This is a genomic window from Rhodococcus sp. 05-339-2 (assembly GCF_002258965.1).
GTDB lineage: Bacteria > Actinomycetota > Actinomycetes > Mycobacteriales > Mycobacteriaceae > Rhodococcoides.
In genome coordinates this window covers 234,343-257,237 of record NZ_NOYW01000006.1, presented here as the reverse complement: position 1 = coordinate 257,237, position 22,895 = coordinate 234,343, and the positions used below count along the sequence as shown (strand labels likewise).

The window sequence follows — 22,895 nt, the reverse complement described above, 5'->3', positions numbered from 1 at the left end:
AGTGGCCACCTATCTCTACCGAATCGGAAGATTCGCGTACCGACGCAAGGGCATCGTCCTCGGACTGTGGCTGGCAATTCTGGTGCTCGCCGGAGTGGGCGCAGCGACGCTGTCCGGCCCCACCGCGAACTCGTTCAGCATCCCGGGAACGCCCGCGCAGGCTGCGCTGGATCTGCAGTCGGAGCGGTTCGGCTCCGCCGAGGACCCGCTCACCGCCGTCAGCGCCGAGTACGTGTTCCAGGCACCCGACGGGCAGACGCTGGACACTCCGCAATACACCTCGGCGATCGACGCAACCATCGCCGAGATCGAGAAGATCGACGCCGCCAAACCCGCCGAAGGTGCGCAGCCGCTGGCGAATCCGGTTGCGGCCAATCAGTCGATCATCGAGCGATACACCGAGGCGGCAACCGAAGCGGGCACCCCGGCCGACCAGGTGGCCGCCGACGCGGCAGCCACGTCACCGCTGAGCCCCAACGGCAACGTCGGCACCGTGACCGTGCCGATCAACGTCGAACTCGCCGACGTCACCGACCAGATCCGCACCGAACTCGACGAGGCCGCGCAGCCCGCTCGTGACGCCGGACTGACCGTCCTCCTCGGCGGCACCGTCGCGCAGGAGAACGTCGCGCCCGGCGGTACGTCGGAAATCGTCGGTCTGGCCGTCGCCGCCGTCGTGCTGCTCATCATGTTCGGATCCGCCGCGGCCGCCAGCCTGCCGCTCATCACCGCCATCGTCGGAATCGGTATCTCGAGCCTGGCGATCACCACGGCGTCCGGCTTCGCGAGCCTGTCGTCGTTCACGCCGGTCCTCGCGATCATGATCGGTCTGGCCGTCGCGATCGACTACTCGCTGTTCATCCTCGCCCGTTATCGCCACGAACTGACGTTGACGGACGACCGAGAGGAAGCCGTCGGACGGTCCGTGGGAACCGCGGGCTCGGCTGTGGTGTTCGCCGGTGCCACCGTGCTCATCGCCCTCGTCGCCCTGCGCGTCGTCGGGATTCCGTTCCTCTCCCAGATGGGCCTCGCCGCAGGTTTCGCGGTGTTCATCGCGGTACTGATCGCACTGACGTTCCTGCCGGCGATGCTCGGCCTCTACAAGGGCAAGGCCTTCGCGGGCAAGATCAAGTTCGTCAACACCACCGACCCGGAAGACCCGAACGCCACGCCGACCAACGGACTTCGCTGGGCCCGATTCCTGGTCAAGAGGCCCGCGCTGGGACTCATCGGCGGCATCGTCCTGCTCGGTGTCATCGCAGGACCCACCACCGGTCTGTCGCTGGCACTGCCGTCGACCGCCACCGCCGACCCGTCGACGCCTGCACGTCAGGCCTACGACGTCGTCGACGAGGGCTTCGGTCCCGGACGCAACGGCCCGCTGCTGGTCATCGCCGACGCTTCCGGCGTGGCCGAGGCCGATCGCACGGCGTCGTTCGGCAAGGTCGTCGAGACCATCACCGGGCAGTCCGACGTCACCAACGCCCAGATCATCGCCGTCAACCAGGCCGGGGACACCGCACAGATCCTGGTCACTCCGTCGTCCTCACCGAACAGTGAGCAGACGAAGAACCTCGTGGCGAATCTGCGCGACGCCGAACCGGGCGTGGTGGCCAGTGACGGCGTCTCCTACGGAGTCACCGGTCAGACGGCACTCGAGCTCGACGTCTCCGAACGACTGCAGGACGCGTTGATCCCGTACCTGGCAGTGGTCGTCGGTCTGGCCTTCGTTCTGCTGATGCTCGTGTTCCGCTCCATCCTGGTGCCGCTGACCGCAACGCTCGGGTTCCTGCTCAGCGTGCTCGCGACCTTCGGTGCCACGGTGTTCATCTTCCAAGAGGGCGGCCTCGGCCTGATCTCCAACCCGCAGCCGATCGTCAGCTTCATGCCGATCTTCCTCATCGGTGTGGTGTTCGGTCTCGCGATGGACTACCAGGTGTTCCTCGTCTCGCGTATGCGTGAGGAATTCGTTCACGGAGCCGCCGCCAAGGATGCCGTCGTCAACGGGTTCAAGTACGGCGCACGCGTGGTCACCTCGGCTGCGGTCATCATGATCTCGGTGTTCGCCGCGTTCATCGCCGAGCCGGACTCGTTCATCAAGTCCATCGGATTCGCGCTCGCCGCGGCCGTGTTCTTCGACGCGTTCGTCGTGCGGATGGTGCTGATTCCCTCGGTGATGGCATTGATGGGCGACAAGGCCTGGTGGCTGCCGAAGTGGCTGGACAAGATCCTGCCCAACGTCGACATCGAAGGTGCCAAGCTGAAGACGGCACCGGAGAAGACGACCGAGTAACGGTCTGAGCCGGTCGGCCGAAGATTACCCGCAACACTCGAAAAACGGAGAGACTGTTATCCATGTGTACGAGTAATCTTCGGCCATCATGCTGATTCCCCTGCTGCGCACGTATCTGGCCCCGTACAAGATGCCGATCGTCGCGCTGGTTCTGCTGCAATTGGTCGCCACGCTGGCGGCCCTGTTCCTGCCCAGTCTCAACGCCGACATCATCGACAAGGGTGTGACCACCGGCGACACCGGCTACATCCTCTCGGCCGGTGGCGTCATGTTGCTGGTGTCGGCGGTGCAGATCATCAGCTCGGTCGCGGCGGTGTTCATCGGTGCGCGCGCAGCCATGGGTGTCGGACGCGACCTGCGCGGTGCCATCCTGCATCGCGTCGGTACGTTCTCCGCCCGTGAGGTCGGCCAGTTCGGTGCGCCGTCGCTGATCACCCGCAACACCAACGACGTTCAGCAGGTGCAGTTGGTGATCGTCATGGGGTTCACCATCGTGGTGATGGCCCCGATCATGTGCGTCGGCGGCATCGTGATGTCGCTGCGCGAGGATCTCGGGCTGTCCTGGATCCTGCTCATCGCCGTGCCGGGTCTGGCCATCTCGATGGGTCTGATCATCGTCAAGATGGTGCCGGCGTTCCGCTCCATGCAGAAGCGCATCGATGCCGTCAATCGTGTTCTGCGTGAACAGATCACCGGCATCCGCGTGGTACGGGCGTTCGTTCGCGAGGACTTCGAGGTCGACCGTTTCGGGGCGGCCAACAGCGCGCTCACCGATACCGCCCTTCGCGTCGGACGGCTCATGGCCCTGATGTTCCCGACGGTCATGCTCATCAGCAACGTCACCAGCGTCGCCGTCATCTGGTTCGGCGGCCACGCGATCGACGACGGCACGATGCAGATCGGCTCTCTCACAGCACTTCTGAGCTACATCATGCTGATCCTCATGTCGGTGATGATGGCGTCGTTCATCGCGATGATGGTGCCCCGTGCGTCGGTGTGCGCCGACCGCATCAGCGAGGTCCTCGCCACCGAATCCTCGGTCGTGTTGCCCGACAAGCCGAAGACGTTCACGTCCTCGCCGGGAACGGTCGAGCTCGTCAACGCCGAATTCTCCTTCCCCGGAGCCGAGTATCCGGTGCTGTGCGGGGTGAACCTGCGGGCCGAGGCAGGCAAGGTCACCGCCATCATCGGCGGTACCGGCTCGGGAAAGTCCACTCTCGTCAACCTGATTCCGCGACTGATCGACGTCACCGGCGGTGAGGTACGCGTCGGCGGAGTCGACATTCGTGAACTCGATTTGGACCTGCTGCGCTCGGAGATCGGTCTGATTCCGCAGAAGCCGTACCTGTTCTCGGGCACCATCGCGAGCAACCTGCGTTACGGCAAATCCGACGCCACCGACGCCGAACTGTGGGAAGCACTCGAGATCGCCCAGGGTGCCGACTTCGTTCGGGCCATGCCCGAGGGACTGGAAACACCCGTCGCCCAGGGCGGTACGACGGTCTCCGGCGGTCAGCGGCAACGCCTCGCCATCGCCCGCGCGTTGGTCCGCAAACCCAGCATCTATCTGTTCGACGACTCGTTCTCCGCGCTGGACCTCACCACCGACGCCAATCTGCGTGCGGCGCTGAAGGCAGTGACGCGAGATGCGTGCATGATCGTTGTCGCTCAACGCGTCTCGACCATCATCGACGCCGATCAGATACTCGTACTCGACGACGGAAAGCCGGTAGGTGTGGGTACCCACGACCAATTGATGGCCGATTGCCCCACCTACGCCGAGATCGTCGACTCGCAGCACGCCGTGGGTGCACTGTGACCGCGCAGGTGGAGAAGGCGGAAGAGGAGGACATCGCTCCCGTCTCCAAGACTGTGAAGCCGGGAACCAAGGCCCGCAACTTCAAGGGCTCGTTCAAACGACTGATCGGCCTGCTCGCTCCCGAGCGAGTGCTCCTGTCGATCATGCTGGCGTTCGGTATCGCCAGCACCGTGCTCACCGTCGCCGCGCCCAGCGTCCTCGGACACGCGACGGACCTCATCTTCAACGGTGTGGTCGGCCGCGAGCTCGATCCGGGTCAGACCAGAGACCAGGCCATCGACCAGCTGCGCGCCCAAGGCAACGACTCCATCGCGGATCTGGTGTCCGGCACGAACCTGACTCCCGGAGCCGGAATCGACTTCGGTGCAGTCGGAACCGTACTGATGTGGGTCCTGGTTCTGTATGTGCTCTCTGCGGTGCTGGCCTGGGCGCAGGGATACATCCTCAACATCGCGCTGCAGCGTCGAATCCTGTTGCTGCGCGGCAGCGTCGAAGCCAAGGTGCATCGACTGCCGCTGAAGTACTTCGACAACAATGCTCGCGGCGAGACGCTGAGCCGCGTCACCAACGACATCGACAACGTCTCGACCAGCCTGCAGCAGACGCTGAGCCAATTGATCACCGGCATCCTCACCGTCCTGGGCATCCTCGGCGTCATGATCTGGATCTCGCCGTTGCTCGCTCTCGTTGCGGTGCTGACCATTCCGGCGTCGTTCGCGGTCACCGCCGTCATCGCCAAGCGTTCACAGCCGCACTTCGTCGCGCAGTGGAAGCACACCGGCAAGCTCAACGCGCAGATCGAAGAGACCTACACGGGCCACGAGATCGTCAAGGCCTTCGGCCGTCAGGCCGACGTGGAACGCGAATTCGGCGACCGCAACGAGAAGCTGTTCCAATCGAGCTTCCGGGCGCAGTTCATCTCCGGCATGATCATGCCCGTCATCATGTTCCTCGGGAACATCAACTACGTGGTCATCGCCGTCGTCGGCGGGCTGCGGGTCGCGTCGGGCACGCTCACGCTCGGTGAGGTGCAGGCGTTCATCCAGTACTCGCGTCAGTTCACGCAACCGCTCACCCAGGTGGGTTCGATGGTCAACCTGGTGCAGTCGGGTGTGGCGTCCGCCGAGCGCATCTTCGAGGTGCTCGACGCCGAGGAAGAGGACGCGGACCCGGCCGATGCCGTGCGACCCACTCAGCGCCGAGGACGCGTCGAATTCGAGAACGTCTCGTTCGGCTACTCGCCCGCCCGCCCGCTGATCGAGAACCTGTCGCTGGTTGCCGATCCCGGGCATCTGGTCGCGATCGTCGGACCGACCGGTGCTGGCAAGACCACCCTGGTGAACCTGATCATGCGGTTCTACGAGATCGATTCCGGCCGTATCACCCTCGACGGCGTCGACACCATGAAGATGACCCGCGAAGAATTGCGAGCCCGTACCGGAATGGTGCTGCAGGACACCTGGCTGTTCGGCGGAACCATTCGCGACAACATCGCCTACGGTGACCCGAGTGCCAGCGAGGAGGAAATCCTCGAGGCCGCGCGGGTGAGCTACGTCGACCGATTCGTGCACTCGTTGCCCGACGGCTACGACACGATCATCGACGAGGAAGGCAACAACGTCAGCGCCGGTGAGAAGCAGCTCATCACCATTGCCCGCGCCTTCCTGGCCAAGCCGCTGATCCTCATCCTCGACGAGGCCACGAGCTCCGTCGACACCCGCACCGAACTGCTGGTGCAGAAGGCCACCGCGAAGCTGCGCACCGATCGCACCAGTTTCGTTATCGCGCATCGGCTTTCCACAATCCGCGACGCGGACACCATCGTGGTGATGGAGAACGGCAGCATCGTCGAGCAGGGCAATCACGAGGAACTGCTCGCGGCCAGGGGTGCCTACTTCCGGCTGAATGCGGCTGGAGCGGCTGCGCCGCAGGTGCACGGAAATTCGTAGCAGGCTACGAATTTCCACTCACAAGCCGCGGAGCGGCATACTGACGCGGTGAGTTCCTCCAGTTTCGGCTTCGATATCGGCACCCGGCTCGACGGTGAGCTCGGTCGTACCGGCACCATCCACACTCCGCACGGTGACATCGCCACCCCCGCGTTCATCGCGGTGGGTACCAAGGCGACCGTCAAAGCAGTGCTGCCGGAGGCGATGAAGGAACTCGGCGCGCAGGCGGTGCTCGCCAATGCGTACCACCTGTATCTGCAGCCGGGCTCGGACATCGTCGACGAGGCGGGTGGGCTGGGCAAGTTCATGAACTGGGACGGGCCGACGTTCACCGACAGCGGCGGATTCCAGGTGATGTCCCTTGGCGTGGGATTCAAGAAGGTCATCTCGATGGACGCCTCGCGGGTGGAGTCCGACGACGTCATCGCCGAGGGCAAGGAACGCCTCGCGCATGTCGACGACGACGGGGTGACGTTCAAGTCCCACCTCGACGGCTCCAAGCATCGATTCACCCCCGAGGTCTCGATGCAGATTCAGCATCGCCTCGGTGCCGACATCATGTTTGCGTTCGACGAACTGACGACGCTGATGAATACCCGCGGCTACCAGGAGAAGTCGGTCGATCGGACGCAGGCGTGGGCCAAGCGATGCGTCCTCGAACACGAACGGCTCACGGTCGAGCGCGCCGACAAGCCGTACCAGGCCCTGTTCGGGGTGGTCCAGGGCGCGCAGTACGAGGATCTGCGACGCAAGGCTGCACACGATCTCGAGACCATCACCGGAGAGACCGGCAGAGGATTCGACGGCTACGGCATCGGCGGCGCACTCGAGAAGCAGAACCTCGGCACCATCACCCGGTGGGTGAACGAGGAACTGCCCGAGCACAAGCCGCGGCACATGCTCGGCATCAGCGAGCCGGACGACTTCTTCACCGCCATCGAGAACGGTGCCGACACCTTCGATTGCGTCAATCCCTCACGGGTGGCGCGCAATGCGGCGATCTACGTGCCGACGGGCCGTTTCAACATCAACACCGCCAAGCATCGACGCGACTTCACCCCGATCGACGACAGCTGCGACTGCTACACCTGCGCGCACTACACCAAGGCGTACATCCATCACCTGTTCAAGGCCAAGGAGATGCTTGCCTCGACGCTGTGCACCATCCACAACGAGCGCTTCACGGTCAAGCTCGTCGACGACATCCGCGCCTCGATCGAGCAGGGACGCTTCCCAGAGTTCAAGACCGAGTTCCTGGGTCGGTTCTATGCTGCGAAGACTGCGTGAGCTGATCTTCCAGCTCCGAAATACGCTGTAGCAGTTCCTGTTCCCGCTCAGCCGCCTTGCGCTGGTAGACCTCGGACAGCTCCGCGAGGTAATTCGCGTCATAGCGGGGAATGATGCTGCGGGTGCAGTTCCAGTCGAAGGCCTCGACGTCGATGACGACGCTGCGTTCGCATGTGGCGGCGACGGTCGTGTCGCCGATCCTTCTCAGTCGGGCCAACAGCTCGGGATCGTCCGCCGCTTCGACGGTACGGGCCCGCCCGTAGAGCTTGAGACGTTGCCGCAGAGGATAATTCACCAGAAACAGTGCGACGCGGTCATCGTGGTCGAGATTGGCCGCCGTGACGTACTGATGGTTGCCGGCGAAGTCGGCGAAGCCGAGAGTGTGATCGTCGAGGACCTGCAGAAAGCCCTTCGGTCCACTTCGATACTGGATGTAGGGCCACCCGGTCTCGGCGACGGTGGCGATCTGGAACTGATCCAACGCGCGAATCATGGCCTTCTCGCGAGTGTCGAGAGGCGTCGGGCCGTCGTCGGGACGCTCGGTCTGCGAGCCATAGGCGGTGTAGCTGCCGTCGACCTTCTGCCGCGCAATCGCGGCAGGGCCGAACATCAAGTGGTGATAGTGGTTGTTCTGCGGCATCTCACGGTGTCCTGGGATCGGTCAGTTCGGTCTGCATGGTGTCGACGAGCTCGCCGACGAAGCTCTCGAACTCCGCGAGCATGTCGGGTGGGTACCGGGCCATCATCGTGTCGAGACGGTTACCCAGGGGGCCGAAGAACTCGTCGGCCATCTCGTGCACGCTGGACCCACTTCGTAGTGTCACGGTACGTCGATCGGTGCCCTCTCTTGTGCGCCGAACGTGTCCGGCCCGTTCGAGTCGGTCTATCAGTGTCGAGGTGGCCCCTGAGGTGAGTTGTACCCGCTCTGCCAGTCGAGACGGGGACAACGGGACGCCGCGTTCTTCGGCGTAGACGATCTCCATCAGCGCTTCTCCGTCGGTGGGATGCAGTCCGGACCACTGGGCGAACCGTCGGCTGAATTGATTGAAGGCGGATCCGTACGTTCGCAGCGCCTCCATCAGGCGGGTTCGTTGTTCGGCAATGTCGGACCGATCGTCGCTCATCGAATCGCCTCGCTTCTGCTGCATGGTGCCCCGCGTGCACGGAGCTGCGTTGACAATCTACCGAGCCTCGATATAACTTCACCATAAAGTAACTTTACCGTGGAGGTAGTTCGATGACGATGTCCCCTTCGTTGCGCCGTTGGCTCGGTCTGATCGCCATCGCGCTCGGTGTCGCGCTCATCGTCGTCGACACCACGATCGTCAACGTGATCGTGCCCTCGATCATCGACGATCTCGGTATCGATTCCGCTCAGGCGCAATGGATTCAGGAGTCCTACGCCATCGTTTTCGCCGCGCTGCTCCTGCTGGTCGGCCGCATCTCCGACATCGTGGGTGCACGAAGAGTCTTTGTGACAGGCGTCGTTGTCTTCGGAATCTCGAGTCTGTTGGCCGGTGTCGCCACCAGTGGCGAGTTGTTGATCGGAGCCAGGTTTCTCCAAGGTGTGGGTGGCGCGCTGATCCTGCCGACGTCGTTGGCGCTACTGAATGCGACGTTCACCGGGAAGGCCCGTGGGCAGGCGTTTGCGGTGTGGGGCTCGACAATCGGAGCTGCGTCGGCCCTCGGCCCACTCCTCGGTGGATGGCTTGCGGAACACGCATCGTGGCGTTGGGCATTCGGCATCAACATCCCCCTCGTCGCCCTCATTCTCGTCGCTTCGCTGTTGTTCATCGATCGGTCACCGCGTGTATCCGGACGAATCGACTCACTCGGTGCGGTGCTGTCGATCGCCGGGCTCGGACTGTTGGCGTTCGGGCTCATCGAAGGGCGCACATACGGCTGGGTTGCGTCCACGGAGCCATTCGAGTTGTTCGGGGCGACCTGGGGCGTGGGCGTCTCCGTGGTGTTCGTGTCGTTGGCGCTGTCCGCATTGTCGTTGGCGACCTTCGTTGTTCGACAACGAGCCCTCAGCCGCGGTGCCGATACGAACAAGGCCTTGATGGACACCCGCCTGTTCTCCATCGCTTCGTTCCGCGGTGGCAATATTGCGACACTGCTGATCGGGCTGGGTGAGTTCGGAATCATCGCCGTACTACCGTTGTGGCTGCAATTCACGTTGGGATACAGCGCAGTCCAGGCCGGTGCCATGCTCGTTCCCATCGCGATCGGCAGCTTCGTCGCCAGCGGGGCGAGTTTCGGTCTCGCAGCCTCGCTTTCGCCGTTGAACCTGGTTCGGATCGGGCTGGGCCTCGAGGTGGTCGGGCTTGCCGGGCTGGGGTTTGTCGCGGCGGTGGACAGTCCGTGGTGGCACATCGCGATCGTGTTGTTCTTCTATGGAATCGGTGTCGGATTCGCAACTGCTCAGGTTACGAACGTCGTTCTCGACGACGTGCCCACCGCCAGTGCCGGTCAGGGATCCGGAATTCAGAGTGCCTTCCGGCAACTGGGTTCCGCCCTGGGTATCGCGGTGCTGACGACGACCTTCTTCACCACTCTCGGCTCGCAGGTACGTGACTCGCTCACGGGAGTTCCGGATGCCGAGATGCTGGCGCGGTCGATCACCGACAGTGCAGGCGGAGCTATCGCCGGATTCGCGAGCCTCCCCGAAACGGAGTTTGTCGCCGACGCCGCGCGTGACGCTATGACGCACGGGGTCAACCTGGGAGGGTTCATCGCAGCCGGCTTCGTCGCGTTCGGACTGCTTGCCACCGCTCTGATTCCGAACCGACCAGCGCAGTCGGTTCCGCGGAGCGACGCGCACGAGGATGTCGCAGCATGACGGCGTCGGGTGGCGACGAACAGGATGAGGATCGGGAAAGCGCTCGTCCGGCGACGTTTCTGGACATGTTCGTTGCACTGGATGCAGCCCTCCGCAACCCCGACGAGAACGGGATCGAACGCAAGACTCGCTGAACGTGGTACTACTGAATGTGTAGTACTTCGTGATGCTTGGGGGGACCACCATGTTCGACGCCCTGCCGCTGACTTCGTCGCAGGCCGACATCTGGCTGGCCCAGCAGTTCATGCCCGACGTTTCGTTCGCGATTGCGTACTACGTCGACATCGTCGGCACCGTGAACGTCGACACCCTGGCTGCCAGCGGCAGCACGGCGCATCGAGAATTCTCCTCGTCGACGATGCGAATCGCCGAGGTCGACGGCATTCCGATGCAACGATTCGTGGACGCGGATACCGAGGCGGTGGAGATTCTCGACTTCCGTGAACACGTACGTCCGGAAGAAACAGCCCGACAGTGGATGAACGACGACTGCCGAACGCCCTTCTCGATGGACGGACAGCTGGTGCGCTTGCGGGTTCTGCGCGTCGGGGACGACCGTGTGTTCTGGTACACCCGAGCCCACCACATCGCGCTCGACGGTTATGCGTCGATGAAGGTGCTCGAGCGGGCGGCGACGCTGTACTCGGCAATGCTCGGTGGCGTCCAGCCCGAGCCGATCGATGCCACTTCACCGGCCGAGCTCCTGGCCGAGGACGAGCGCTACCGAACGTCCACCCGCGCGCGACGCGATCGGGCGCATTGGGCCTTCGCCGATCTGGGCTGTGGCGCGCCATGGGGGCGAAGTGCCCAGCCTGCATCGGCGCCGATCGTCGTCGGCGAGGATCGATCGATCTCTCGGACCGCTTCGGGTCGTGCGACGTCGACGGTGGTGATCGCCGCGTTCGCCGCGTACCTGGCGCGTATGGACGACGCCGACGACGTGGATCTGTCGTTGCCTGTCTCTGCGCGGCCGACAGCACTGCTGCGCCGGGCCGGGTCGTCGTTGTCGCATGTGTTGCCGTTGCGGTTGCCGGGCGTCGGATCGGCGACGGTGAACAACGTGGTCAAGTCGGTCGAGGTGGCGATCGGAGCCGTACTTCGGCATCAGCGCAGCCGACCACCGGTGTCCGAGAGTGGACATGCAGTGCGCGCAGGGCGTTTCGGGCCGACGATCAACGTGATGATGTTCGCGAACACTGTGGCCGTCGGCGACTTCGACGGTGAGATCGACATTCTGACCACGGGCCCGGTGTCGGACCTCGCCGTCAACATCTATCCCGGTCGAGGTGGAGAGCGGCCGCGCATCGACTTCGAGGCCAACCCCGCCGCGTACACGCCGAGCGACCTCGCTCGCCACCACCGACGGTTCCTGCACTTTCTCGACCGTTTTGCCGAGTCCGGTTGCGGGGACTCCGCGGTAGCAGACCTCGACCTGTTCTTGCCGGAGGAGCCGCGTACGAACCCCGCGTCGGTGGGCGTGGCCGTGACGGAGCCGGGATCGCTGAACGACGTGTTCTCGACGGTAATCACGCAGCACGGCAACCGAATTGCGATCCAGGATGGGGAGGTGTCGGTCACCTACGCAGAGTTGGACACGAGAGTCGCCGCACTCGCATCCGCATTGACTGCCCGAGGAATCGGCACCGAGGACCGGGTCGCCGTGCGCATCGGCCGATCCGTCGAGGGAGTCGTCGCGTTCTGGGCGATCGCACGAGTGGGTGCGGTGTACGTCCCGGTAGACCCCAGCCACCCCCGCGAGCGAGCGGAGTTCGTGATGCGAGACAGCGGAGCGGTGGTGGGCCTGTGCAGCGGAGGCGGCCAGTTCGGTGAGGTGGAGTGGTTGGACCTCGATGATGTTCTCGCGGAGGGTGGCCCGGGCGATGAATCCACGCCGACTGCACCGCACCGAGCGGCATACGTCATCTACACCTCCGGCTCCACCGGCACCCCCAAGGGCGTCGTCGTCACCCACGATGGCATCGCCGCTCTGGTGCAACAGATTCGGAGCAGCTACGACCTCGACGTCGAGTCGCGAGTTTGTCATCTGGCCTCGCCCGTATTCGACACGGCCATCGTCGAAGTGTTGGCCGCAGCGACCGCAGGCGCGGCAGTGGTGATCGCGCCGCCGGACAGCTACGGCGGCGCAGAACTGTCGGAACTGATTGCCCGGCACACAATTACACATCTGTTGATCACACCCTCCGCGCTGGCGACGTTGGATCCCGCAGCACTGGCGGGCGTCGGGACCATCGTCATCGGCGGTGAAGCGGCCCCGCAGGATACGGTCGACCGCTGGTCGGTGGATCGACGACTGCTCAATGCGTACGGCCCCACCGAGACGACCTGCAGTGTCACCATGACGGCGCCACTGAACCCGGGCAGCGCAGACGGGATCGGTCGAGCCATGGTGGGGGCGGTGATTCACCTCCTCGATCGAACTCTGCGGCCCGTTCCGTCGGGTGCGGTCGGCGAAATCTACATCGAGACCCTCGGCGTCGCGCGCGGATATCTCGGTCGCACGCCGGATACAGCGGCGCGCTTCGTCGCGAACCCGTTCGGGAGTTCAGGACTGCGGATGTTCCGCAGCGGAGATCGGGCGCGTCTGCGCGGCGACGGGACGCTGGAATTCCTCGGCCGCTCCGACGATCAGATCAAGATTCGAGGAAATCGCGTCGAACTGGGGGAGATCGACGCAGCGCTACGATCGCTTCCCGAGGTTGCTGCAGCATCGTCGGCTCTGCGACGCAGCCGTACCGGGGACGCCCGTATCGACGGTTACGTCGTGGCCGGCCGCAGCGAACAGGTGCTCGACACCGAACGCATTCGTCGGGATCTCGCGGGGCGATTGCCTGCCCACATGGTGCCGGCGACCATCTCGATCCTCGACGAGATTCCGCTGACGCTCAATCGCAAGGTCATTCGCGGCGCACTTCCTGTTCCCAGCCCGACCGCTCGGTCGACCGGTACTCCGATCGAGCCGTCCGGTGCCACCGAGGAAATGGTGGCGGCAGCGTTCGCACGGATCCTCGGCCGCGACGGTATCGATTGTGCGGCATCGTTCTTCGATCTCGGAGGTGACTCGTTGGCGGCGACCAGAGTCGTCGGATCGGTGCGGGCCGAGGCTTCGGTCGAGATCGGTGTGCGAGACCTCGCCGAGGCCCCGTCCGTTCGGGCGCTGGCGGCTCGGATCGATACTCGTCGACTCCATGGGCTGCAGCAGGATTCGCGACCGGAGGCGGGAACGTCCGACGGCGTCGCCGCCATCCCGCTCGCGCCGCAGCAGCGGCATATCGATCGGAGCGCGCCGCTACCGCTGTACAACCTGCCATTCTCGGTCACGATCTCCGGTCGGTTCCACGCCGAGGTGGCCTTGGAAGCGTTGACCGACCTGATCGATCGGCACAGCACGCTGCGTACGCGCTATCCGGATGTCGATGGGGCCCCGGCTCAGGTGGTCGAGCCCAATTGCGCTGTGGCGGAGATGAACCTCGACGTTGTCGACTTCGACGACGCCGCAGTGTGGGACACCCTCGAGAGACCGTTCGATGTGCGCACCGAGTTCCCGATCCGGGCTCGCCTGTTCGCGGTTGCGTCCGACCGCCATGTACTCGCGTGCGCCGTTCACCACAGTGCGGCGGACGGTTGGTCGCTGGGGCTGTTGGCGTCGGATTTCGTCCTGGCGTATCACGCCAGGATCGCGGGCACCGCACCGTCGTGGCCCGAACTACCGCTGCAGTACGCCGATTACAGCGTCTGGGCCGCCGACCGCGACGTGTCGGCCGATCTCGACTTCTGGCGCACGGAACTGGCAGACATGCCCAGCTCGAGAGGCTTGCCGTTGGACCGACCGCGCAGGCAGGAATGGGACTTCACCGGCTCCCGCACGTCGCTTCGTTTCGATGCAGACGCCACCGAGAGAATGTCGGATCTGGCGCAACGTTGCGGGACAGGCCGATTCACCGTGCTTCGTGCGGCGCTGTTGATCTTGCTCGCAGAGACGACGAAATCGACCGACCTCGTCGTCGGAACCCCGGTGGCCGGTCGCGACGACCCGAGACTCGAGCAGCTGGTCGGTACCTTCACCAATACCGTTGCGATACGTACGGACATCGGGTCCGCAACGAGCGTCGAGGACGTCGTGCAGTCGGCTCGGGTCAGTGAACTGCGTGCCTTCGACCACGCATCGGTACCGTTCGAGGACGTCGTCGCCCACCTCGGTGCCCAGTCGACGGAGGCGCGGCATCCGATCTTCCAGGTGGCACTGTCGTTGGATGTCTTCACCGCCGCAGCCTTCGACGTCGGGGACGTGCGATTCGAGATCACGCCGCGGCCCCTCGACATCGCCAAGTGCGACCTTCACTTCCACGTCACCGAACATCGAGACAGTGAAGGTGAGGCTATCGAGAGTTCGGTCGATATCGTCTATCCCACAACACTGTTCGACGCTGATACCGCGCTGGAGTTGAGCCGGTGTTTCGAGCGGATCGTGCACGCGATGATCGCAGCTCCGGACTCGGCGTGGCGGGATCTGCTCGCGATCGAACCGCCGACGTAGTTACTACACGGTGTGTAGCATGTGCGGTGCGTGAGGTGCACGCGACTTCGAAGCCAGCGGGAGAACGTATGTCCACCTTCAACGGCCTTCCGGCCCACATTCTGCTCGTTCACTTCATCGTGGTGCTGGCACCGCTGACCGCGATCCTCGCCGTCGCCGCCAGCATCTGGTCCGGCGTGCGCAGCCGGCTCGTGTGGCTCATCGCAGCCCTGGCGGTGATCACCCTGGTGCTCACTCCACTGACGACGGAGGCAGGCGAGTGGCTCGAGAAGCGTGTCCCCGAGACCGCGGCCGTCGAACAGCACACCGAGATCGGTGACTGGATGATCTACTTCTCGGTCGGCTTGGTGATCGTCGCTGCGTTGCTCGTGTTCCTGCACCTTCGTGAGCGTCGCGGCAACGCGCCTGTGCGGTGGCAGTCGATTGCAGTGGTGGTGTTGGCAGTGGTGATCGGAGCGACCACAATCGTCCAGGTGTACAGAATCGGAGAGTCCGGCGCGCGCGCCGCGTGGGACGACGTATCGGTGACCGCCGGCGATGAGTGAGCCCGAGCCGAGCCTGCACGAGCACGAACCACACGGAGATCTGTCCGGTCGGTTGAACTGGCTGCGGGCCGGGGTGCTGGGTGCCAACGATGGCATCGTCTCCACCGCCGGTCTGGTCGTCGGTGTCGCTGCTGCCACCACCGACCGCGGGTCGCTGCTGACCGCGGGCGTTGCTGGCCTTGTCGCGGGGGCCGTATCCATGGCGCTCGGGGAGTACGTGTCGGTGAGCACGCAACGTGACGCCGAACGTTCTCTGCTGATCAAGGAGCGGCGGGAACTGGCAGAAGAGCCCGAGGAGGAGTTGGCGGAACTGGCTGCGCTCTACGAGGCCAAGGGGCTCTCTACCGAGACCGCGCAGAAGGTTGCGCAGGAGCTGACCGACCACGATCCGTTTGCTGCACACGTCGACATCGAATTGGGAATCGACCCGGATGCGTTGACCAATCCGTGGCAAGCGGCTGCGTCGTCGGCGGTGTCGTTCATCAGCGGTGCCCTTCTGCCGTTGCTCTCGATCCTGCTTCTGCCTGCTTCGCAACGCATTCCGGTCACATTCGTCGTCGTGTTGCTGGCTCTGGCGTTGACCGGAACCATCAGCGCACGCCTCGGTGGAGCGCCGAGTCGCCCGGCGGTGACTCGAATCGTGATCGGTGGCGCGATCGCGATGGCCGTCACGTATGCGATCGGCCAACTGGCGGGCGTCGCGGGTATCTGAGATCAGCGAAAGATCGCTGTCGCCGCTTCGCCGGTTTCCGGTGCGATGACGTCCTGGACGACGTCGAACAGTGATACCGAGATGACTGCGAACGTCAGAATCAAGATCACTCCGGCGGCGAAGACTCGGCGATCCTGACGCGACGGCGGTGGTTCGCTCAGGGCCTGCACCCGGCGTACGACATCTCCGCCCGTGCCGGCGAGGGTGCGCGGACCCCGCTCGACGTGGGCACGCAGCAGAGCGATTCTGGCGATGGCGGACAACGTGTCCGGACGACTGTGTGCGGCTGCGCTCTCGTCCGCATGACGCTCCGCAGCGTGGCGCACCCTGGCGGCGATCGGTTGCAGGATCGGGTCGAATTGCGTTGCGATCTCGCACATCTGGATCCAGAAGCTGTGGCGGTGTCGAAGATGCGCATGTTCGTGCTCGATCACTGCGCGTAACTCGTTGTCCGACAGCGCCTGTGCAAGTCCCGTCGTGATCACGACGGCACCGCCGCCGGAAGGAACGGCGAACGCGTCGGGCATGTCGGTCTCGACGAGCACGACGCCGCCCGATTCCCGTGCCTGCGCCCCGAACTCGGATGCGATGGACGACCCCACGGCGACGCGTCGAACATGTTGTGTCACTTCGAGAATGCGCCACAGAATCCATACGGCGATACCGGCACCCAGCGCTACCGATGCGATCTCGCCCGACGCCAGCAGCACCGCCGCGAGTGCCGCCATCGACGACAGGACCGCGAAGGCGGTGACCACGGACAGCAGTGGAAACAGGACGACGGCGGTCTGTGGGTTCAGTCGCCGGTCGATGTGCTCGGATCCGAATCGGAGACCGATCGACAGCAGCCACGGGAGGGCTGCAACGACCAGCAGGAGGGTCATGGCCGAGTCTCGTCGGCCTTCGCCAACAGGCTGCGCAGCGTTGCCTCGTCCTCGGGGTCGAGTGAGGCGACGAAGCTGGCCAGCACGTCGGCGCGTTCTGGTCTGGCTCCGAGCTCGGTGCGCATGCGCATTGCAGCCCGAAGCGCGGGGATCTCGTCGACCGGAGCGTTGAGGGTGTAGACGAAGGACCGCCCACGGCGCTCGCGATCGACGAGGCCTTTGCCGTGCAAACGCACCAGTGCGGTCATGACGGTGGTGTGGGCCAGGTCGGACCCGAGATGCTCGCGAGCCTGGGCCACCGACAGTTCCGTGTGCGCGCCGAGCAACTCGAGGATCGATTCCTCCAACTGTCCGGACGCTCTACGCACTGCACTTCCTCACTCGAGTCGATTACTTCGAGGATAGGCCACGTTCACGCCCGTCTTCGAGGCGTGGATATGTCACTGATCTAGCGGGCGGCGTGATCGTGTAATACTCTTGGCCCTGTCGGACCACCACCTCGAGGACTAGTCATGGGCGTCGAAGCCAATACTCGCGCGATAGAGAAGAACGTCGTCACCGACTTCAGTGACCGCATGAGCTACAGCGCGTACCTGGACCTCGACACTCTGCTCAGCGCCCAGAAGCCGGTGAGTAGACCGGAGCATCACGACGAACTGCTGTTCATCATTCAGCACCAGACCACCGAGCTGTGGCTCAAGCTGGTCATTCACGAGACGCTGGCCGCCAGAGCGGCTCTGGACGTCGACGACATCGGCACCGCACTCAAATGTGTCGCCCGGGTCAAACACATCCAGAAGACACTGACCGAGCAGTGGTCGGTGCTGGCGACATTGACCCCGACGGAGTACTCGCAGTTCCGCGACTTCCTCGGTAACTCCTCGGGTTTCCAGTCGTACCAGTACCGGGCGGTGGAATTCGTGCTCGGCAACAAGAATGCGGGCATGCTGAAGGTCTTCGAGTCGGATCCGGCTGCGCATGAGCTGCTGTCGACGCTGTTGCATCAGCCGAGCCTGTACGACGCATTGTGGCGGTCGTTGGCGCGGCAGGGGTACGACGTACCGGCATCAGCCCTCGATCGCGACGTCACTGCGGCATACACGTTCAACGAGGACCTGATGCCGCTGATCACATTCGTCTACGAGAACCACACCGAGCACTGGGCGGTGTACGAGGCCTTCGAGGAGTTCGTCGATCTGGAGGAGAACTTCCAGCTCTGGCGCTTCCGTCACATGCGGACGGTGCTCCGTACCATCGGAATGAAGAGCGGAACCGGTGGATCGAGTGGAGTCGGATTTCTGCAGAAGGCGCTCGAGCTCACCTTCTTTCCCGAATTACTCGCTGTGAGAACGGATATCGGACGATGACGCAACGCGTAGACGAACTGGACGCCCAGGATCCACTCCGTAGCTACCGCGACAGATTCCTCGGTAGCGACGACCCGTCGATCAGCGCGTATCTCGATGGAAACTCGTTGGGCCGGCCTACCAAGGCCAGCGTCGAACGGATCAACACCTTCATGACCGACGCTTGGGGTGGACGCCTGATCCGCGGCTGGGACGAGCAGTGGTTCGACCTGCCCGTCACCATCGGCGACGCCCTGGCCGACGCCACCCTGGGAGCCGCGCCCGGGCAGACCACGATCGGCGATTCGACGACGGTGCTGCTGTACAAGCTGGCACGGGCGGCGATCGCCATGCGGCCGGGTCGCACCGAGATCGTCATCGACCGCGACAACTTCCCGACCGATCGCTATCTTCTCGAAGGCATTGCGGCGGAATCGAACATGAGGCTGCGATGGATCGAGACGGACCGCCGCGGTGGTATCGAACCGGAACAACTCGCCGAGGTGGTGGGGGAGAACACCGCGCTGGTGGTGATCACCCACGTTGCCTACCGTTCCGGCTTCCTCGTCGACGTGGCCGAGGCGACGCGTATCACGCACGAGGCAGGCGCACTGATGCTGCTGGACGTGTGCCATTCCGTCGGTTCGGTGCCGCTCGAGTTCGATTCCTGGGGAGTGGATCTGGCCGTCGGGTGCACCTACAAGTACCTCAACGGCGGTCCCGGATCGCCCGCGTTCGCGTACGTGCGCAGTGATCTTCAGGGCGAGTTCGTCCAGCCGATCTGGGGCTGGATGGGTCGGGCCGATCCGTTCGAGATGGCGCAGGGTTACGTTCCGGCACAGGGTATTCGACGGGTCATCAGTGGAACGCCGTCGGTGTTCGGCATGATCGCGATGCAGGACACCATCGAGATGATCGCCGAGGTGGGGATGGACGCGATACGCACGAAGTCCGTTGCGCTCACCGAGTATGCCCTCGAACTGGTGCGTGAGATGTTGGTGCCGTTGGGAGTGGAGATCGCCTCACCCGAGGATTCGACGCGACGCGGCGGGCACGTCACCATCGACCATCCCGAGTTCAAGGCCATCACCGCTCGTCTGTGGAAGCGAGGTGTCATCCCGGATTACCGCGCGCCACAGGGTATTCGATTGGGCCTGAGTCCACTGAGCACCTCGTATCGCGAGGTGTACCTGGGAATCGTGGCGATCCGTGACGAACTCCGCGCCTAGCACCGCCGGGGCAATTCTCGACGATTTCGACTCTCGTCCGGGAAGCGCCACCTCACTGGTTCGCACGGTGCTCGGGGCGTACGTTCGGCCCCTCGGAGGGTGGTTTGCCATCGCCGACTTCGTCGTGTGGATGGATGCGCTCGGAGTGGCACCGGAGAGTACGCGCATCGCGATGACCAGGCTGAAGAAGAAGGGCGTCGTCGAATCCGATAATCGTGAGGGCCGCACCGGCTATCGCATCACCGAGCAGGCCGACACCATGTTCGCGCGCGGTGACGGTCGGATCTTCGGGTTCCGTCGGATGGCCGACGGCGATCCGTTCCGGCTCATCTCGTTCACCATTCCGGAGACGCAACGTGCCGCGCGCCACCAACTGAGGCGTCGACTCACCGCAATCGGATGCGGAACGGTCTCACCCGGTTTGTGGATCGCGCCCGAATACCTCGCGGGTGAGGCCGGCGACATCATCGACGCATTGGAGTTGTCGGAATACGTGACGAGCTTCGTGGCCTCCGAGGTAGCGCCACCCGCCACACTGCGTGAGAGCGCCGCCCAGTGGTGGCCCCTGGCGGGCATCGCCGATCGGCATCGGGCATTCCTTGCCGCTCACGACGGCGGGTCGCCGGCCCGGAACCCCCGCGACGCGTTCGTCACGTTCGTGCCGTTGCTCGACGAGTGGCGCGTCATTCCCTACGTCGACCCGGGCCTGCCTCCGTGCATGACGCCGGAGGACTGGCCGGGGACCCGGGCCGTCGCGACTTTCGATGCGGCGCGTGAGCGCTACCTGGAGATCAGTCGGGCATGGGTCGATACGACGGTTCGCGTTTCTTGATGTACGAGATGACGCGATACGTGATCGGCATGACGATGACCTCGGCCAGGGTCTTCCACAGGAATCCGACGATGACGTAGTTGATGAAGTCGGTCCAGGTGCTGATGCCGATGACTCCGGCGGCGATGGAGCAGAAGATCAGGGTGTCGAAGAATTCGCCGACGATGGTCGACCCGATCAGTCGCGCCCACAGGTGCTTTTCCTTGGTGCGTTCCTTGATCTTGACCAGGACGACCGAGTTGAGGAGCTGCCCGACGGTATAGCCGGCGAGACCGGCGAGCACGAGGCGGGGGACGACACCGACGACGGTTTCGAGGGCCTCTTGGTTCTCGTAGAAGGACGCGGCGGGAAGTTCGATGGCGATCCAGAAGCACACCGAGGTGAGCAGCAACGATCCGAAGCCGAGGTAGATCGCGCGGCGTGCGGCCTTGAAGCCGTACACCTCGCTGAGGACGTCGCCGAGGATGTAGGCGAGGGGGAACAGAAAGAATGCGCCGTCGGTGTTGATCGGCAGGATTTGGAAGGGTCCGAGCATGACGTCGGACGAGGCGAAGAAGGCGACACCTTTGCTGGCGGCCACATTCGAGATCAGCAGCGTCGCGACGAAGAGCGCGACGATGGTGGGGTAGTAGCCCCGGCTGATGTGAGCGAATGTGGCCTGCCCAGACTCGGTGCCGCCGTCGGGGGCGGTGTGTTCGGTAGTAGTCACCGCTCGATCCAAGCACCGAGACGACGATGGGCGCGAATCCCGGGTGAGGGATGCGCGCCCATCGAGGCGTATCACCGGTCAGGCGACGCGGCCGCCCACGGTGACGCGGTAGGCGTAGGTGCCGGCGATGATCGTGATCGGAATGGTCACCAGAAGACCGATGCCGATCAGGATTGCGCCGACGATGTTGAGGCCGAACAGGGCGAGCGCGAGGACGAAGATGGTCCCGCCGTTCGAGGCGATCGCCTTGGCGCTGGCCTTGATGGCGGGGATCGGCTCGTCGCCGCGGTCGATGACGAACTGGAAGGTCCACCAGGTGAAGAACGTGACGACGAGTCCTGGGATGACCAACAGGATGTAGCCGATGCCGGTTGCGATGCCCACGAGGACGCCGGCGATGACGATGGCGAAGACGTTGTTGAACTGGAAGAAGGACCCGAAAGCGGGCTTGATCCCGTCCACCTCGTGCAGAGCGCCGCGGACGAGTGCTGCCTGAATGAGGAGGGCGACGACTCCGACGATCACGCTGAAGATCAAGCTGAGGACGAAGTTGTCGGAGGTCAGCACGAAGTTCAGGACGCCCTGGATGATCGCGGCGATCAGGACGATGCCGATCCAGACGAGGGCGTTCTGCTTGAACTTCTCGAAGCCGTATCCGATGGCGGAACCGACCGACAACTGCGTCGGCGTCGGCGACTCACCGAACGACGGAGGCGGCGGGTAGTTGCCCTGTGGAGGCGGCGGGTAGTTCCCGGGTGGTGGGAAGTTGCCCTGCGGGGGTGGTGGGTAGTTGCCGGGTGGTGGGTAGCCGCCCTGCTGGGGAGGTGGGTAGTTGCCCTGGGGAGGTGGTGGGTAACCGCCCTGCGGCGGCGGATAGCCACCGGGGTTCTGTGGATCCTTGTCGGGGTCGTAACCGCCTGAGGTCATCGTGTCCTTCTCCCTCGGGAAGAGTTGTCGCGGTCACTGTACGTCCGATCCGTCCCGAGTTGGGTTCTGCCGCGTTGCGACGTGATCTCGATTTTCAGGGCGTTCAGGTATTCGCGGGGTCGAACATCCACGGTTCGCGGGGTACCTGCGTCGGCTTCCACTGCTCGAGCAGTTCCTCGGCGTTCTTCGCGTCGGGCACGCCGAGAGAAGTGGTGATGAGCGCCCACGCATCGGGCCGCTCGCGCAGCGTCACAGCGCCGTCCCGTTTGGCCAGACGCTTGCCCTCGACATTGAGTGCGAGGGGAACGTGGACGTAGGTGGCGGGGGTCAGGCCCAGGAGTTGAGCCAGATACCCCTGCCGCGGCGCGGAGGTGAGGAGGTCGTCGCCGCGCACGATCTGGTCGACGCCTTGCGCGCCATCGTCGACGACGACGGCGAGGTTGTAGGCGGGGACGCCGTCGGATCGACGGAGAACGAAGTCGTCCACCTGACCACGAAACAGGCCGTGCAGCTGGTCGACGATGGTGAATTCGGTTACCTGCGAACGCAATCGAATGGCCGGTGGGCGGTCCCTCGCTGCTCTCTGGTCTGCGGTCAGATTTCGACATGTGCCGGGATAGGCGCCGTCGGGTGCATGTGGGGCCGATGCGGCCTGCAGGATTTCCCGACGCGTACAGAAACATTCGTACGTCAGCCCGGCGGCGGTCAGCGTGCGAATCGTGGCGTCGTAGATTTCCCGACGCTCGGATTGCCGCATGATCGGCCCGTCCCAGTCGATTCCGATGGCGGCGAGGTCGTCGAGTTGCCGCTGCTCCGAGCCGGGTTTGACGCGATCGAGGTCTTCGACGCGCATCACGAACCGACGTTCGGTGGAGCGGGCGAAGAGCCAAGCCAGAAGCGCGGTTCGGAGATTGCCGAGATGCAGATCGCCCGAAGAACTGGGGGCGAAGCGTCCGGCGGGCACGG

19 protein-coding genes are annotated in these 22,895 nt (G+C 64.3%); 12 read left to right on the top strand and 7 right to left on the bottom strand.

The genetic code is table 11. From position 1 onward, the window contains the following. Window position 1: 1 nt before the first annotated feature. From CH273_RS06135 to tgt, 4 genes are all read left to right on the top strand, one after another. Entirely contained in the window at window positions 2–2,293 is a 2,292-nt protein-coding gene (locus CH273_RS06135) for an MMPL family transporter (protein ID WP_032395342.1), read from the top strand. Window positions 2,294–2,381: 88 nt separating this feature from the next. After that, window positions 2,382–4,112, top strand: a complete 1,731-nt coding sequence (locus tag CH273_RS06130) for an ABC transporter ATP-binding protein (RefSeq protein ID WP_032395341.1) — start codon at window positions 2,382–2,384, stop codon at window positions 4,110–4,112. 8 nt (window positions 4,113–4,120) lie between these two features. Beyond that, window positions 4,121–6,061 carry an ABC transporter ATP-binding protein gene (locus tag CH273_RS06125; protein WP_032395586.1) on the top strand — a complete coding sequence of 647 codons (1,941 nt, stop codon included), beginning with the start codon at window positions 4,121–4,123 and terminating at the stop codon, window positions 6,059–6,061. A 48-nt stretch (window positions 6,062–6,109) separates the two neighbouring features. Next, entirely contained in the window at window positions 6,110–7,348 is a 1,239-nt protein-coding gene (gene tgt, locus CH273_RS06120) for a tRNA guanosine(34) transglycosylase Tgt (RefSeq protein ID WP_032395340.1), read from the top strand. Here the strand turns inward: tgt and CH273_RS06115 are convergent. Together CH273_RS06115 and CH273_RS06110 are read right to left on the bottom strand one after the other, a co-directional pair. Beyond that, window positions 7,302–7,988 carry a pyridoxamine 5'-phosphate oxidase family protein gene (locus CH273_RS06115; RefSeq protein ID WP_032395339.1) on the bottom strand — a complete coding sequence of 229 codons (687 nt, stop codon included), beginning with the start codon at window positions 7,986–7,988 and terminating at the stop codon, window positions 7,302–7,304. The genes tgt and CH273_RS06115 overlap by 47 nt on opposite strands. 1 nt (window position 7,989) lies before the next feature. Continuing rightward, the gene (locus CH273_RS06110) at window positions 7,990–8,472 is read right to left on the bottom strand and encodes a MarR family winged helix-turn-helix transcriptional regulator (protein ID WP_032395585.1); all 483 of its coding nucleotides are present in this window, start codon (window positions 8,470–8,472) and stop codon (window positions 7,990–7,992) included. 113 nt (window positions 8,473–8,585) lie between these two features. Between CH273_RS06110 and CH273_RS06105 the strand changes: the two genes are divergently transcribed. The 5 genes from CH273_RS06105 to CH273_RS06090 all read left to right on the top strand — a co-directional run bounded on the left by CH273_RS06105 (window position 8,586) and on the right by CH273_RS06090 (window position 16,002). Next, a complete protein-coding gene (locus tag CH273_RS06105; protein ID WP_032395338.1) occupies window positions 8,586–10,190 on the top strand; it encodes a DHA2 family efflux MFS transporter permease subunit in 1,605 nt (534 codons plus the stop codon). Further along, the gene (locus tag CH273_RS27595; protein WP_155290799.1) at window positions 10,187–10,324 is read left to right on the top strand and encodes a hypothetical protein; all 138 of its coding nucleotides are present in this window, start codon (window positions 10,187–10,189) and stop codon (window positions 10,322–10,324) included. The genes CH273_RS06105 and CH273_RS27595 overlap by 4 nt, the downstream gene beginning before the upstream one ends. 50 nt (window positions 10,325–10,374) lie before the next feature. Beyond that, complete coding sequence (locus tag CH273_RS06100; RefSeq protein WP_032395337.1) at window positions 10,375–14,745, top strand: non-ribosomal peptide synthetase; 4,371 nt, start codon at window positions 10,375–10,377, stop codon at window positions 14,743–14,745. A gap of 68 nt (window positions 14,746–14,813) precedes the next feature. Continuing rightward, window positions 14,814–15,290 (top strand): DUF2231 domain-containing protein, encoded by a 477-nt coding sequence (locus tag CH273_RS06095; protein ID WP_032395336.1) that lies wholly within the window; start codon window positions 14,814–14,816, stop codon window positions 15,288–15,290. Further along, complete coding sequence (locus CH273_RS06090; RefSeq protein ID WP_032395335.1) at window positions 15,283–16,002, top strand: VIT1/CCC1 transporter family protein; 720 nt, start codon at window positions 15,283–15,285, stop codon at window positions 16,000–16,002. The genes CH273_RS06095 and CH273_RS06090 overlap by 8 nt, the downstream gene beginning before the upstream one ends. Window positions 16,003–16,004: 2 nt before the next feature. On the opposite strand, the gene CH273_RS06085 is transcribed toward CH273_RS06090, so the two are convergent. Beyond that, a complete protein-coding gene (locus tag CH273_RS06085) occupies window positions 16,005–16,886 on the bottom strand; it encodes a M56 family metallopeptidase (protein WP_032395334.1) in 882 nt (293 codons plus the stop codon). Beyond that, entirely contained in the window at window positions 16,883–17,254 is a 372-nt protein-coding gene (locus CH273_RS06080; RefSeq protein ID WP_032395333.1) for a BlaI/MecI/CopY family transcriptional regulator, read from the bottom strand. The genes CH273_RS06085 and CH273_RS06080 overlap by 4 nt, the downstream gene beginning before the upstream one ends. A 144-nt stretch (window positions 17,255–17,398) precedes the next feature. Here CH273_RS06080 and CH273_RS06075 point away from each other — a divergent pair, with 144 nt between their 5' ends. From CH273_RS06075 to CH273_RS06065, 3 genes are read left to right on the top strand one after another with little or no spacing between them, the layout of a single operon-like run. Then, window positions 17,399–18,253, top strand: coding sequence for a tryptophan 2,3-dioxygenase (locus CH273_RS06075; RefSeq protein WP_032395332.1), 855 nt, complete (start codon window positions 17,399–17,401; stop codon window positions 18,251–18,253). Then, a complete protein-coding gene (gene kynU, locus CH273_RS06070) occupies window positions 18,250–19,461 on the top strand; it encodes a kynureninase (protein WP_032395331.1) in 1,212 nt (403 codons plus the stop codon). The genes CH273_RS06075 and kynU overlap by 4 nt, the downstream gene beginning before the upstream one ends. Continuing rightward, window positions 19,442–20,293 carry a PaaX family transcriptional regulator gene (locus tag CH273_RS06065; protein WP_032395330.1) on the top strand — a complete coding sequence of 284 codons (852 nt, stop codon included), beginning with the start codon at window positions 19,442–19,444 and terminating at the stop codon, window positions 20,291–20,293. Before kynU ends, CH273_RS06065 begins: the two co-directional genes overlap by 20 nt. Here CH273_RS06065 and CH273_RS06060 read toward each other — a convergent pair. The 3 genes from CH273_RS06060 to gluQRS all read right to left on the bottom strand — a co-directional run bounded on the left by CH273_RS06060 (window position 20,253) and on the right by gluQRS (window position 22,893). Next, the gene (locus CH273_RS06060) at window positions 20,253–21,002 is read right to left on the bottom strand and encodes a queuosine precursor transporter (RefSeq protein ID WP_032395329.1); all 750 of its coding nucleotides are present in this window, start codon (window positions 21,000–21,002) and stop codon (window positions 20,253–20,255) included. The genes CH273_RS06065 and CH273_RS06060 overlap by 41 nt on opposite strands. Before the next feature lie 78 nt (window positions 21,003–21,080). Next, the gene (locus CH273_RS06055; RefSeq protein ID WP_082322458.1) at window positions 21,081–21,929 is read right to left on the bottom strand and encodes a hypothetical protein; all 849 of its coding nucleotides are present in this window, start codon (window positions 21,927–21,929) and stop codon (window positions 21,081–21,083) included. A 103-nt stretch (window positions 21,930–22,032) separates the two neighbouring features. Continuing rightward, the gene (gene gluQRS / locus CH273_RS06050) at window positions 22,033–22,893 is read right to left on the bottom strand and encodes a tRNA glutamyl-Q(34) synthetase GluQRS (protein WP_032395328.1); all 861 of its coding nucleotides are present in this window, start codon (window positions 22,891–22,893) and stop codon (window positions 22,033–22,035) included. Between the last annotated feature and the right edge of the window lie 2 nt (window positions 22,894–22,895).

What these genes read in the sequence shown, in the direction of transcription:
- CH273_RS06130 (WP_032395341.1), top strand. Translation starts at nt 2,382, where the DNA reads ATGCTGATTCCCCTGCTGCGCACGTATCTGGCCCCGTACAAGATGCCG.
- CH273_RS06115 (WP_032395339.1), bottom strand. Translation starts at nt 7,988, where the DNA reads ATGCCGCAGAACAACCACTATCACCACTTGATGTTCGGCCCTGCCGCG.
- CH273_RS06110 (WP_032395585.1), bottom strand. Translation starts at nt 8,472, where the DNA reads ATGAGCGACGATCGGTCCGACATTGCCGAACAACGAACCCGCCTGATG.
- CH273_RS06105 (WP_032395338.1), top strand. Translation starts at nt 8,586, where the DNA reads ATGACGATGTCCCCTTCGTTGCGCCGTTGGCTCGGTCTGATCGCCATC.
- CH273_RS27595 (WP_155290799.1), top strand. Translation starts at nt 10,187, where the DNA reads ATGACGGCGTCGGGTGGCGACGAACAGGATGAGGATCGGGAAAGCGCT.
- CH273_RS06100 (WP_032395337.1), top strand. Translation starts at nt 10,375, where the DNA reads ATGTTCGACGCCCTGCCGCTGACTTCGTCGCAGGCCGACATCTGGCTG.
- CH273_RS06095 (WP_032395336.1), top strand. Translation starts at nt 14,814, where the DNA reads ATGTCCACCTTCAACGGCCTTCCGGCCCACATTCTGCTCGTTCACTTC.
- CH273_RS06090 (WP_032395335.1), top strand. Translation starts at nt 15,283, where the DNA reads ATGAGTGAGCCCGAGCCGAGCCTGCACGAGCACGAACCACACGGAGAT.
- CH273_RS06085 (WP_032395334.1), bottom strand. Translation starts at nt 16,886, where the DNA reads ATGACCCTCCTGCTGGTCGTTGCAGCCCTCCCGTGGCTGCTGTCGATC.
- CH273_RS06075 (WP_032395332.1), top strand. Translation starts at nt 17,399, where the DNA reads ATGGGCGTCGAAGCCAATACTCGCGCGATAGAGAAGAACGTCGTCACC.
- kynU (WP_032395331.1), top strand. Translation starts at nt 18,250, where the DNA reads ATGACGCAACGCGTAGACGAACTGGACGCCCAGGATCCACTCCGTAGC.
- CH273_RS06055 (WP_082322458.1), bottom strand. Translation starts at nt 21,929, where the DNA reads ATGACCTCAGGCGGTTACGACCCCGACAAGGATCCACAGAACCCCGGT.